At 37.1% G+C, this 13750-nt stretch carries 9 protein-coding genes; 2 read left to right on the top strand and 7 right to left on the bottom strand.

The features are described from left to right. Positions 1-38: 38 nt before the first annotated feature. The 5 genes from ACAN52_RS08955 to ACAN52_RS08935 all read right to left on the bottom strand — a co-directional run bounded on the left by ACAN52_RS08955 (position 39) and on the right by ACAN52_RS08935 (position 7022). On the bottom strand, positions 39-2147 hold the full coding sequence (locus tag ACAN52_RS08955) for a methyl-accepting chemotaxis protein (RefSeq protein ID WP_378954343.1): 2109 nt from the start codon (positions 2145-2147) through the stop codon (positions 39-41). Between the two features lie 715 nt (positions 2148-2862). Beyond that, on the bottom strand, positions 2863-4017 hold the full coding sequence (locus tag ACAN52_RS08950; RefSeq protein ID WP_378954342.1) for a metallophosphoesterase: 1155 nt from the start codon (positions 4015-4017) through the stop codon (positions 2863-2865). Between the two features lie 223 nt (positions 4018-4240). After that, positions 4241-5110 carry a PhzF family phenazine biosynthesis protein gene (locus tag ACAN52_RS08945; RefSeq protein WP_378954341.1) on the bottom strand — a complete coding sequence of 290 codons (870 nt, stop codon included), beginning with the start codon at positions 5108-5110 and terminating at the stop codon, positions 4241-4243. A gap of 269 nt (positions 5111-5379) precedes the next feature. Further along, entirely contained in the window at positions 5380-5889 is a 510-nt protein-coding gene (locus ACAN52_RS08940; protein ID WP_378954339.1) for a DUF6143 family protein, read from the bottom strand. Between the two features lie 173 nt (positions 5890-6062). Next, positions 6063-7022 carry a peptidoglycan recognition family protein gene (locus ACAN52_RS08935; RefSeq protein WP_378954338.1) on the bottom strand — a complete coding sequence of 320 codons (960 nt, stop codon included), beginning with the start codon at positions 7020-7022 and terminating at the stop codon, positions 6063-6065. 301 nt (positions 7023-7323) lie between these two features. On the opposite strand from ACAN52_RS08935, the gene ric reads away from it, so the two are divergent. Together ric and ACAN52_RS08925 are read left to right on the top strand one after the other, a co-directional pair. Then, positions 7324-8037 (top strand): iron-sulfur cluster repair di-iron protein, encoded by a 714-nt coding sequence (gene ric / locus ACAN52_RS08930; protein WP_378954337.1) that lies wholly within the window; start codon positions 7324-7326, stop codon positions 8035-8037. A 51-nt stretch (positions 8038-8088) separates the two neighbouring features. Further along, the gene (locus tag ACAN52_RS08925; protein ID WP_378954336.1) at positions 8089-9276 is read left to right on the top strand and encodes an anaerobic nitric oxide reductase flavorubredoxin; all 1188 of its coding nucleotides are present in this window, start codon (positions 8089-8091) and stop codon (positions 9274-9276) included. 86 nt (positions 9277-9362) lie between these two features. Here the strand turns inward: ACAN52_RS08925 and ACAN52_RS08920 are convergent, their stop codons facing one another. After that, positions 9363-11126: a methyl-accepting chemotaxis protein gene (locus tag ACAN52_RS08920; RefSeq protein WP_378954335.1), complete on the bottom strand. Its 1764-nt coding sequence runs from the start codon at positions 11124-11126 to the stop codon at positions 9363-9365. Positions 11127-11350: 224 nt separating this feature from the next. Continuing rightward, on the bottom strand, positions 11351-13384 hold the full coding sequence (locus ACAN52_RS08915; RefSeq protein ID WP_378954334.1) for a methyl-accepting chemotaxis protein: 2034 nt from the start codon (positions 13382-13384) through the stop codon (positions 11351-11353). Between the last annotated feature and the right edge of the window lie 366 nt (positions 13385-13750).

The following is a 13750-nucleotide window of genomic DNA, read 5'->3' as shown; positions in this document are numbered from 1 at the left end:
AGCTAAAGGTGAAACTGCCTTTTACAAATACTTCATATCTATACTATAAATTTACTCACTTGACTCTGCAATTCATCAGCCAAATTGGATAGTTCTCGAGTGCTAGCAACAATATCATCCACTGTATTAGACTGTTCTTTAGCATCAGCAGCAACCTGTGCGACAGCTTGAGAATAACTACCTAGAAGAGCTGATATTTCTTTGGTATCGTTAAGGGCAACAGCTGTATTTTTCAAAAACTGAGCAAATATCTCTTGTGTATGACTAGCATCAGTTTCAGCCATTTCCACTTTCTGCACAATTTGTAGCAATGTTTGACCACATTTCTCAATAATATTAATTTGTTCATTTACGCCTTGCGTACTGGTTTCCATTATTTTCACAGTGCTAAAAGTATCTTCTTGGATATCCTTAATGAGTGTAGTAATTTCTTCAGTAGCATGTTTTGATTGTTCTGCCAATTTCCTTACTTCCTCAGCCACTACAGCAAAACCTCGCCCTTGTTCACCAGCACGAGCGGCTTCAATGGCAGCATTGAGTGCCAAAAGATTGGTTTGACTAGCAATATCCGTTATCATCGTGACAATGCCACCAATTTCTTTAGAACGTTGTCCCAATTTTTGTATCCCTTCTGTAGCCGTTTTGACGGTATGACTTACAGATACCAAATGGGATGTTGCGTTATCAATATCTTGCTTCCCATCATATGCAAGCTTGGTCGATAAATGTGCATTAGTCACAGTCTTACTCATTTCTTCATTGCCTTCATGTGCCAGATCTTGTACTTTTTCTATCATTTTTAAAATGGCATCAGCGTGTTCATACTGTTTACCTGAGCTAACAGCCACTTCATTTATGATATTAGATATCCGATCCGCAGAATGACCAATTTGCTGAATTGAATTGGACACTTGGCGTGATACCCCCGTCACACTCGCAAAGCCTTGTAATACATTAGCTACAATATCATGTAGGTTTTCCATAAATTTATTTAATCCATTGGCTAATATTCCAAACTCATCTTGTGTATTGACATTGACCTTAACAGTCAAATCTCCCCCTTTTTCAGCTAATGTAGTAAGTTGGCTCCCCAAAACATGTAACTGTTTAACCACAATAACATGGGTCACAAGATAAATAACAATTGTGATTACTAAAAATATCACTAATAGTACACCACTTAATACCCAAACAAATTTTAAAGCCTGTGCTACGATTTCATGATTAGACTGTACAAATACCAAATACCAGCTATTTAAATGATTAGCTTCTTTAGGATCGTACTTTAATGCCATATATGTTTTTTCGTCCCCATCAGCTACTTGGCTGAAATATTGTTCATTATTTAAAATTCTAGTAGTAATTGGTTTAAATAACTCCATCGCTTGTTCGCTTAAAATATAGTCTTTATTAGGATGTGAAATAAGTAATCCTTTATCGTCAATCATAAACATATATCCTGTTTGCCCCGATCGTACTTCATTGACAAACTTATCCGTAAAATAAGTCATCGGCAATGCCATATGTACTACACCAACCAATTTACCTTCTTTGATCACTGGTGCAGAAATGATAAATGCAGGATTACCATAAATCAGACTACGATAAACATGAGTAATAATATGAGATTTACCCTCACTATAAATCCCTTTGGCCATAGGATGCTCAGCATTGGATTTGCCTATTGATACACCTTTAGATGAATCGGCAAAAAACATCCCTCGTTTAATTGTATATTGTTTCCCATTCATTGCTGTAAGTTCAATACTTTTCTCTGAAGGCAAATTAGAAGATAATGCTATATTTTCATAGTATTTATTTTGTTCATGTACAGACCGTAAAAATTGATTAGCCTTAGCAACAGCCTCAATATTTGTAGGATCAGCACACGATTCAATTGTTCTTGGGTCATTGGCAATCATAAAAACAGTTGCCATTTGGTCATCAATCCACGTTTTGAGAGTTTTATTTGCTTGCTCTAACATCTTCTTACTAAAATCTCGATTGGCTTGCATCTGATTATCTCGTTCCAAAAAAAAGATTCCAGTAGCCAGTAGTATAAATATTCCTAATAAAGTAGGTAGAATCCACTGAGCATAACGGATAGCTACTTTTGTACGCCGATTAACTTGTGAATTCAACATCATACACCTCACATTTTTCTTCATTACTAATCTAATCTAAAAACAACTATTTCTTCTCCTATTTCGCAACATCCTGTGTTAAATCATAGCTCTATCTAACCACTATAATGTTCTTGCATAGTAAGACACGAATTTAAGTTTTCTAAGATAAAGATTTTGAAGTTGAATGATTAGCATACTATTCACCATTACAAACGAAAAGTATTAGGATATTCGTTTTGATCAACTGGTAGAATTTGTTCCTACGTATCCTTTCGTCCTTTGGATTGTTTTTCCTGCAAGAATTTTCAGATTACGACAGAATATTTTATTCTTTATAGTGGAGTGCAGAATGTCTGTCCTCCTTTGCTGACAAAGGATAGTTAAGATATCAATGAACGCAAAACATTATCACTTCAAACTAAAAATCTTTCCAGAATCATTAGTTATTTAAATAATCGCCTATAGTCTGCACGTTTGCGAACTTTTCCTATTATTATTCTTACTTTGATATAAGTCTGCGGGAGAGCACTTTATTCACTTCTTCCCTAACTTCATACAACGAGAGACAAAGGGATGGTGGTATTGTAAGATCAAAAATGATTATGAAAAAGTACTGATACATTTTGTTCAAGATTCATATGTGAATTTTTTCACGGTAATTCTGTCAATGGGTTTTAGTTAGGTCAAGCAGATCCCCCATTTGTCGTTTCATACTACAAATGGGGGATCTTTCTAGCTATTTTTTTATTTCTGTTTGATCAATCAGCTCACCGGTCTGCTTAAAAGCAGCGACTTTAAGAGCATCATATGAGGCTTCAAATACAAGATAATTCGGCATATCCAGCGGGTTATAATAAAATTCATCCATCGGTTTTTGTGGGGATTTATCCCATACTTTTTCACCACTGCGTCCTGTCGTAATATAGATAGTCCCGGCAGGGTCTGGTTTGCCATTTTTCAGTGCCTTGGTGCGCGCGTAGGAATGTACATGTCCAGTAAATACGAGATCAACATGATATTGATCAAACACTGGGACAAAGGTTTGACCAATATCATCAAGCGGCCCATCAAAAGGATGTATCCAGATACCACGATGCATAAGAACTACCTTCCACCTTTTCCGTGTTTGGGATAGGTCTTTTGCAAGCCATCTCTGCTGCTCTTTTAATAAATCAGGATACCAGTCATGTAACTCATTTAGCTGCGTATCAAGTACGACAAAATGTACATCGCCATAATCATAGGAATAAGCGTATCGTTCTAGACCTGCCGGACCATTCGCTGGCAGGGAGAAAAATGAAAGATAGTAATCGGGTTTAGCCATCTTCCAATCCAGACTATATGCCTCATGATTTCCCATAACCGGAACTACAGGTATTGCTTCTAAAAGTTTCGCTCCTTCATCAAACCACGCATTCCACTGCCATTCGTCCTGTCCATTATCAACGAGATCACCCATATTAACAAAAAACGCTGCATCTCCATTTTTTTGCCATGCTACCCGTGCTGTCTTCCCCCAATATTTATAATCTAATGACTGTGAATCACCAAAGATAAGTGCCTTAAATGATGTCAACTCCGGCTCCGTCTTGAACTGCATCCATGCAGATTGCCGTTTGCCAACAGAAATACGATATTCATAATCAGTTCCAGCCGTAAGATTGGTAACATGCGCAGTATAAAGTCCAAAGTGTTTTCCTCCATTATATACAGGCAGCTCCACTACTTCTGCGTTGACTTTTATGATATTTTGCGACTGCTTGGGTCGTACCTCCAAATTTCCTGACTCACCAAACTTTTCTGTCTTCCATGAAATCGTATGCTCATGCTTCATATCTGCTGTAACCACATGCATGATCTGCCCCACATCAGTACCAAAACCTATATGCACCGATTTCGACACAAATAAAAGATATGTAATAGCTATGACACAAATTAGCATAAAACCCAAAATATATTTTTTCATTTATATCACCTCGTTACTAACTAAAGGACCAATGGGACGTTTTCATTTAAATAAATTCTGTGACATTTATTACCTCAATTTTCAGGTTTGTAGTGAATTGATAGCATAGCTTTAATTTTTCCACCAGAACTAGCTAATACAAGAATAATTATATTTCAACTTGGATTTCAGACAGATTCATTGCTTTTCCGCCGACCTTGACCTTAACAATCTCTTTCTCATGAACGGTTAAGGATACAATTATTTCTGAAGGCATTTTCATTGAATAACCTTGTTCAATAACTATACAACTACTATGATCAAAATTAATTTTACCATATTTAAACAGATAACAAGCAAGGGCACCATTGGATGTACCAGTTGCAGACTCTTCCTGGATTCCATAGAGAGGAGCCAAATTCCTACAGTGGGCATTTGAGCCATTAATGGATTCCAGTGTAAACATATGATAACCAATTATATTATATTTACTGCTGATTTCTGCGACTTTTTTAAAATCTGGCTTTATAGAATTCAGTATCTCCATATTTTTAATAGGAACAAGTATATCTCTAAGGCCTGTAGATACGATCTGTACCGGTAGTTCTTCCAGCATTTCGGCTGTAGTAATGTTCAAGGAATCTGCAATTTCTTTTTTGCTTATTATTTCATCATAACTTGGAGTATTTTGCTCCATCATAATTGATGAATCTTCTTTTAGTTCCACATTTAAAACTCCAGCCTTGGTTTCTTGGGAATATTCCCCCCGATTAATACAACCTTGGTGTGAGAGCGTATAGAAGGTTGCTATTGTGGCATGACCACATAGATCAACCTCTTCATTAGGGGTAAAAAATCTTACCTTGAAATCTGCTATATCTGACTTCATGACAAAAGCAGTCTCACTAAAACCAATTATTTTTGCAATCTTTTTCATGTCACTTTCTGATAGAGCATCAGCATTAAGCACAACTCCAGCTGGGTTTCCTCCCTCAATGGATTTCGCAAATGAATTTAAGGTATAAACATTTATCTTCATAAATCATTCCTCCCCGCAAGCGGTTTCTGGTCCTCTACCTTGGATCACTTCAGCTGCCGAATGCCACAAATTAAAAATTACAATTTTTATTATTTTGCTTTATTATTCCATATTATTACATGAATCCCTCCTAGTCTCGTGTAAAAGTTCGTATTTTATGTGACAGTGCAACACCCTAAACAAGAAAAAATGCTTAAACCGAAGTCTAAGCAAACAGATTAACACACTTATAAAATTTCACAAAGCTAAAGTTTAACAAACCTCTAGACTTAACACCGTTCTTCCCACCAACCAAAGGCAACCCTGGCCTGCAGAGCAACATTCTCTCTTCCTGCTAAAAAAACGGCAAAATTCCCTCCCGGAGGAATAATAAACTTCCCATCTTCCTCTTCAACAATTGTCGTTTCTCCCGGAATCATCCTATCAAAAGCATTTATCCCGCAGGTGGGGACGCCAAGAATTTTTTGCGAAAATTTTAATTTTACCTGTGGTGTAGGCTCAGGGCAAATTGTTAGGTTAGTTGGTGTTACCTTATTTGAAATAGTTCCCGCCCCGGGCAATTGAGAATTAAACCATAATTCAGCCAAAAAATTATTTTCCGATATGTTGGTAACAGTAATTACATTTACAAATAGCTTTACCCGCGAGTCGCATGGGTTAAATAATTCACCCCATGCATTCTTACCATTGCCAAAACATAATAATTCGGTTTGCCCCACAAAATAGTTGCCTTCATGTGATTCGTAGAGCGATATAGGAATATTCACTATTTTTTCCAACACCATCTCATCCCCCTCATCTAGTCACAGTAAGTTTTGTGTTTATGCTATATAACTATGAAAGCAGAACTCTACATATGTTAGGAAAAATGATGGAGTAAATATTCATCCAAAAACTTATTTTTTGACAACTCTTTGCACCAGAACTAAAAATATCAATTTATCATAAAAGCTTATTGTTGCAAATAAGCAAGTATTTTATCGCGCACTTGGGGCAGCTCTATATACAAGTTTTTACCTGGGCAAAGAGTTGAATTTAAATCACGATGCCCAAGCAGGTTGTTACCATCTGGGTAAATATTATAGATATGACCTAAAGCTGCCACTAGCATAGCTGTTCTTTCAATCTGAGCATCAGTGGGCATGGAATCTTCAAAATTACCATCCAATACAATGCCAATAGAAGATTCATTATACTTGTAAGTATGGGCGCCTACCGTATCTCTTGGTCGCCCTCGCTCAATCATACCATTTTTATGAATTACATAGTGATAGCCAATACCTGACCAACCATTCGCCAAGTGCAAGCGATGAATTTCCGCTGCCGTTACATCGACATCGGCTAATCCAACATGATGGATAACAATTAAATCAGTTGAAGCCCGGGTTTTAAGGGATCTAAACTCCAAGTTAGTCTCCTGAATTCCCAAAGTTTTTTCTTTAATTGCTGTAGAACCACTAAAGCTTCCCACGTCAATCCGCAACCAGTACCTTTTAGCATAAATGACAGACGGAATAAGTGCGTACCGCATTTCCGGCACCATATTTTGATTCTTAAAAATAAGCCGAATAGAACAATCTTGCTGATCGCTATCTCTCACTTCAACCTGCTTAATATAAGGATTGGTATAATTCATTTGTTCAGCTAAATCACCAGGTCGGCATTTTTTTATCAAAAACATAAATTCATAGGGTGTTTGGCTTTGAATAATCTCACAATCAATCGAAATCGCAAATTCTAGCCAAAAATAGTTTTGATTAGAACTAGTACTATTTTCAAAACCACTGCGGATATTGAGTAACTTAGTCGATTGTTCGCCAGCCATTGCATTATATACACTTAAAAGGTTTTGTCCAAGCCAAATTATCGAACAAGCTCCGAAGGTGCTTTGTAAAAATTCTCTCCGATTCATATATAAATACCACCGATTTATTTTATTTTGATTCATTTTTCATGTTCGATACTAGTTACCACTCTTCCTGCCCCATTAGTTTGCAAATTGAAAGTAACCAACTGTAGAATAAATTCTTCTTATCTCTTATTTTGAGATTTGATGTTCATCACATTTTTTTTCATCTATAGGTAGTAAGATCAAATCATAGCAATACCTTTATAACGACAATTTCCTTATCATGGCATCTGCGCTAATAAATTAAATCAAAGATGTAAGAGAATACTGTAGTTAAAACAAATTACTTTGGAGGGGTTTTAGTATGAAAAATAAATTTTCTGGAATACAAGCAGTCGGTCAAATTGTTGCAGAATTTCCTCAGGCAGCTGAAATTTTTAAAGAACATAGAATTGATTTTTGTTGTGGTGGAGATAAAACACTGACAGCGGCGGTCAAAGAGCTTAATCTCAATGAAAACAATATATTAGACAAACTCAATCAAGCTTATGCCACTATGGAAAATCAACATAATGACATTGGAGAGGTGGATTGGCGGGAGGAGTCTCTTACTCATCTTGTTGATCATATTATTAATACCCATCATCTATATTTACAAAGAGAAATGCCACAAATTAGCGAATATGTTACTAAAATCTTGCGTGTCCATGGCGTTGCACATAGTGAACTTAGAAAAGTACATAAGCTATTTCATCTTTTGAAGTTGGAATTGGAGCAACATTTAATTAAAGAAGAAGAAATATTATTTCCTCTCATTAAACAATATGAAAAAATGTCAACAATTCAGATGTTAGAAAAAATCAGGACTGTGACAAATGATATTGAGAGTGAACATGAACTGGCAGGAGATATTATAAAAGAATTGAGGAAAATAACCAATCAATATGCACTACCTGCAGATGCCTGCGCAAGCTTTCGTGTTGCTTATCAGAAATTAGAAGAGATGGAGTCAGACCTTTTCCAACATATTCATTTAGAAAATAACATTCTTCATCCCAGATTGCTTAGCAATGCTTAGAAACGTTACAACTCATTTATGTAGATAAAAATTAGCAAGGAGGAAATTTTAATGAGTTTTAAACTTAAAGATGGTTTAACATGGGTCGGAAAGATAGATTGGGAATTGCGAACATTTCATGGTGAAGAATATTCCACACATAAGGGAACATCTTATAATTCTTATCTGATTCAAGATGAGAAAACAGTATTACTTGATACCGTCTGGCTACCTTTCGCTCGTGAATTCGTTGAAAATCTAGAACGGGAAATTCCCTTACCTAAGATTGACGCAATTATAATCACTCATGGTGAGATTGATCATAGCGGAGCTCTCCCTGAATTGATGAAACGAATTCCTGAGACACCTATTTATTGCACCTCGAATGCTGTGAAATCTTTGAAGGGTCAATTCCATCAGGAGTGGAATTTCAAAGTAGTAAAGACAGGCGATAAATTAAATATAGGATCTAAGGAATTCATTTTTGTGGAAGCGCCTATGCTTCATTGGCCTGATACAATGTTTGCTTATTTAACAGGTGATAATATTTTATTCAGCAGTGATGCTTTTGGACAACATTATGCTTCGGCGTTAATGTATAATGATCTTGTTGATCAAGGGGAATTATATCAAGAATGTACAAAATATTATGCTAATATTTTAACTCCACTTAGCAAATTCGTAGATAAAAAGATCAAAGAAGTAGTGGGTCTTAATCTTCCAGTTGATATGATTTGTTCAAGTCATGGTGTCATTTGGCGTGACAATCCGTTGCAGATCGTTACTCAATATGCAAAATGGGCACAAGATTACCAAGAAAATCAAGTTACTATCATTTATGATACTATGTGGAATGGCACTCGACGTATGGCAGAAGAAATTGCCCAAGGGATTAAATTAGCGGATGATAAAGTAGTTGTAAAACTGTTTAATAGCGCAAAATCAGATAAAAATGATATTATTAGTGAAGTCTTTAAGTCAAGAGCCATATTACTTGGATCACCAACGGTCTATAAAGGTGTACTTTCTTCAGTAGCAGGAATTATGGAAGAAATAAAAGGACTAGATTTTAAAAACAAGAAAGCAGCTGCCTTTGGTGCTTATGGCTGGAGTGGTGAGGGAGTTAAAGTGTTATCAGAGCGTCTCAAAGACAGCGGGTTTATAGTAGTAAATGATGGATTGCGGGGATTATGGAATCCTGATGAACAAGCTATTGATAATTGCAGGAAATTTGGTAAAGAATTTATAACGATAATCTAGTTAGACAATCAGAAAAGACCTAAGTCCTCTATTCAATAAGGCTTAGGTCTATTTGATTTGTTTTGCCATAAAAATTATGAAAAAAACTATACTTTAAATTTTGATATAGCTGACTGAATATCCCCAGCCATTGTTGCTAATGCATGACTAGATGATGCTATTTCTTGCATCGAAGCAGATTGTTCTTCTGTCGCTGCCGAAACACTCTGTGTCTGATCAGACGTTATTTTACTAATACTGTCAAATTCACTAACTAAAACAACCATAGACTGATTATCCGTGCTCATCTTCTGAATTTCAGCCGAAATATCTTTTGTTTGATTTGACATCTGTTGGATTAAATTAGTGATTTCATCAAACATTTTACCAGCTTTATCCACTACTTCTGTACCACGCTTCACTTGCTGTGTTTCATCAATCATGGCTGCTACAGCTCTAGCTGTATCAGTTTGAATTTCAGTGATTAATTTGGTGATTTGCTTAGCCGCTTCTTGGGATTGCTCTGCCAATTTTCGAACTTCGTCGGCAACAACAGCAAAACCTCTCCCCTGTTCTCCGGCTCTAGCTGCTTCGATTGCAGCATTTAATGCAAGAAGATTAGTTTGTCCAGCAATTCCAGAAATAGTATTTACAATTTGGCCTATCTCTTTAGAACGTTCTCCTAGGCTCACTACAACCTCTGAAGAAATAGTAACGGAATTCTCAATACAACTCATTTGGTTTTTAGCATCCATCACCACGTTACCGCCTTCGTGAGCGGCACTAGAGGTTCTTTGGGCCGTTTCCACAATCGTAAAAGTATTATCCGTAACATCTTGAATACCTAATGATAATTTTCCCATGATTTCTTTTGATGTATTCGCCGCCTGACGTTGTGTTTCAGCGCCTTGTGCTACTTCTGTTATTGATTCAGCGACTTGATTTGCTGCTTGGGCAGATTGCTGCGCACTAGCAGTCAGTTCTTCCGAAGAAGCAGCTAACTGTTCAGCTGATACAACTAATTGCTTAATCAAACTTCTTAAATCACTAGTCATTATATTGATGTCTTTACCTAGCCCCCCAATTTCATCTTGTGAATTAATAGTTAATTTATTACTAAGATTTCCTTGAGCAATTTCTCTTACCATACTAGACAGTTCAATGATGGGGTTTGCTATTTTGCGACTCGTATACCATGCCACTATTGCTGCTCCAATCAAAACTAATATGATAAGTCCACTGGTAAACTGGATATCTTTAACCATATTATTATGGTATATTTTTTCCTGTTCTTCTACTAATTTATCAATATTATCAACCCAATTTCCAGTGCCGATTACCCAATTATAAGGCTTAAATAGTACAGAATATGCTCGTTTTTTTGTAGCTTGCTGTTCGTTTGGCTTGGGGAACCAATAATCACTATAGCCGCCACCATCTTTCATACCATTTTTAATAATTTCTTGAATCATAAATGTTCCGTTAGCATCTTTGTCATTAATACGACTTTTCCCTTCTACATTTCTGCCTAACAGAACTACATTGACCCCATCTGGGGTATCAGCCCAAAAGTAACCTTCTTTATCAAAGCGAAGTTCCCGCAGAAGATTGGCTGCTTGCATTTTTGCGTTTTCTTCGGTCAATAGAGATTGTTGTTGTTGTTTATAAATAACATTGACCATACTAACAGCGATTTCAGTTTCTAAACGAATATTTCGATCGAACTGTTCATTTAGGACTTGGCGATATTCTTTAACTGCGAAGTTTTTGTTATTAATTACGCTCCAAATATTATAAATTCCAAGAACAAGTGCCATGAAAGCACATATAGCGACCATAATACAAATTAATTTATACTTTATTTTTTTCACCAATTTTACCTCGTTTCATAAAAATTAGCCTTAATTCTTCACTATTTGTTCATCACTTCATCTAGATTCTGAGTAGCCATTAACGCACATTTATATTGAATACTGTTACGTGCATTTCGTTTCCAGAAACAAGTTTTCTTAAAATCAAAGGTAAAAATATTGGACTTTTTTTATCTGAACATCGTGATAAAGTTGCCATAAAGAATTTATAAAAATATTAAATACTAAACCCGAAACTGGCTGACAGCGGTCTGAAGATCTTGCGCAAGCTTGGCAAGGCTCTGACTAGAGGAAGCAACTTCCTCCATAGACGCTGATTGTTCTTCCGTAGCCGCAGATACTGTTTGGGATTCAAAGGTCGCTTTTTTACTGAGTTCATCAATCCGATTTACGGATGTTACAATATGCTGGCTACCAATCGCCATCTGATCAATGGCAGAGGAAATCTCTCCTACTTGATTAGATACGTGCGTAACCAATCCAGCTATTTCTTGGAAAGCAATACCCGCGGCATTCACGACTTCTGCCCCCAGCTTCACTTCCCGAGTGCCATCATCCATTGCCAATACCGCTTTATCTGTCTCTCCCTGAATGCCACCAATCAATGAAGCGATTTGTTTTGTCGCCTCCTGGGACTGTTCAGCCAGCTTACGAACTTCTTCAGCCACTACGGCAAAACCACGTCCTTGCTCACCAGCTCGCGCAGCCTCAATCGCAGCATTCAGAGCCAATAAATTAGTCTGCCCAGCGATACTCGAAATGGTTGCAACAATCTGTCCGATTTCCTTCGATCGTTCGCCGAGTTCCGTTACTGCTTTCGCCGAAATCTGAACGGTCTGCTCAATTCGTTGCATTTGACTCACTGCTTTATTGACGGCTTGATTACCATCCTCAGCTTTACTAGCTGCCTGATTTGATTGCTGAGCTACCTCATTGGCAGTGGCTGAAACCTGCTCTATACTCGCTGACATCTCTTCAACCACAGCCGAAGTTTCATTTGTTACAGACATTTGTTCTTCCGAGCCGGTCGCCACATCACTAATTGATGTAGCGATTTGATTGGCTGCCTGAGCTGACTGCTCGGCACTAGCAGTCAGTTCTTCACTAGAAGCTGCCAGTTGCTGTGCCTGAGAGTGCACTTTTATAACAAGCTCATGCAGATTGGTCCGCATCTGACGAAAACCTTGCGCCAATTGTCCAATTTCATCCTCAGAAACAACTTTTGCCTCTCGCTCTCGCAAGTCTCCTTGGGAGAGAAGTAAACATTCATCGCGAATCAGTAAAATTGGTTTTACAAACTGTTTTGCTACAAACACAATCGCAGCAATGGCTATCCCTAGGCAGACTAGGGATATGATAAGCATCATTTTTCCTAAGTTATCTACTTGCCTAGTCGCTTCTACTTCAGGTGCTGCTACCATGACAACCCAGCGTTGATCTCCTGGCAAATTGATAGGAGTGGCTACAGCAACTCTCTCCACACCATCAACAAAGCTATAGACTCCTCTAGACTGTTTTCCTTTTTCGGCTGCTACCTTAAATATATTCGTCAAACGTTCGTCAAGTTCACTTTGCTGCAATTTAAGCTCTGGATTGATTTTCTTATCAAGAAGATTTAGTTTACCCATAAGATCAGGTCGTTTCGGATGGGCAATAATCAGACCCGAATCGTCAGAAACCTGGCCATAACCAGTATCCAAAAACTTCAATTCTTTGATCATCTCACTCAACCTTTCCATAGAAAAGGTTCCAAGCAAAACCCCCGTTACCTGACCATTACTGATGGTAGGCACCGCCAAAACAACAGCTAATTTCCCTGTAACCTTGGAAATTATAGGATCTGATACAACAGCCTTCTTTGTTGTTAACACTTTCTTAAAATATTCTCTATCACCGTAGGAGGCCGTTTGTCCTGTACTAGCAACTCCTGCGCCATCCGGTGAAATAAAAATAACCACATCAAAAAGCCCCAAACGTTGTTTCATCTCTGCCATAGCTCCGACAATCTGTACTTTGTCAGTACCTGCACGAAGATGAGGATTACTTGCCAAATCCTCTAATTGAGCTATCATCTGTTCCATATCAGCTTCTACTCGCTTGCTATAGTCAGTTCCTACCGCTCGACCTGTATCATCTACACTTTTTTCCAAAGCTTGCTTCGCTAGATAGTAACTAGCACCAGATAAAACAATTAACACTACTAAAATAAGCGGTATAAGAATAAGCAGTAAACGAGTTTGAATATTTTTTACTTTCATTGCTATAGGCTCCCTTAAATAAATTGTAATTTTATGACCTAAATAATTTGCTACAAAGAGTATTCGAATAAATAAAATAGTAATTAGTTCTCGGTAAAGAGCTAATTACTTCTATCATCTAGATGTAGTTACAACCAAGCATCATCATTTGCCACTTCAATTTTACATTTTTTACACTTCTTTGATATCGGTTTTCATATGCAGATATATTTTATACTATCCCATGGCTTAATACTATTGATCGCTAATACAAAAAAAACACAGGGATATTGTATTATTGCAACAATCGTCCCTGTTTTAACTAAAAATTTTCTTTTTTCAAATTTTACACTTTGAAAATGCTTTTATTATATATTACTAGTTAAT

It is taken from the genome of Pelosinus sp. sgz500959 (assembly GCF_042610375.1).
In the GTDB taxonomy this organism is placed as follows: domain Bacteria; phylum Bacillota; class Negativicutes; order DSM-13327; family DSM-13327; genus CTSoil-075.
The sequence above is the reverse complement of the archived record's forward strand: the minus strand, read 5'-3'. Positions and strand labels throughout refer to the sequence as shown.

Bases quoted from the DNA above. Each gene is read 5' to 3' on its own strand.
- ACAN52_RS08955 (WP_378954343.1), bottom strand. From the start codon at position 2,147: ATGATGTTGAATTCACAAGTTAATCGGCGTACAAAAGTAGCTATCCGT.
- ACAN52_RS08945 (WP_378954341.1), bottom strand. From the start codon at position 5,110: ATGAAGATAAATGTTTATACCTTAAATTCATTTGCGAAATCCATTGAG.
- ACAN52_RS08935 (WP_378954338.1), bottom strand. From the start codon at position 7,022: ATGAATCGGAGAGAATTTTTACAAAGCACCTTCGGAGCTTGTTCGATA.
- ric (WP_378954337.1), top strand. From the start codon at position 7,324: ATGAAAAATAAATTTTCTGGAATACAAGCAGTCGGTCAAATTGTTGCA.
- ACAN52_RS08925 (WP_378954336.1), top strand. From the start codon at position 8,089: ATGAGTTTTAAACTTAAAGATGGTTTAACATGGGTCGGAAAGATAGAT.
- ACAN52_RS08915 (WP_378954334.1), bottom strand. From the start codon at position 13,384: ATGAAAGTAAAAAATATTCAAACTCGTTTACTGCTTATTCTTATACCG.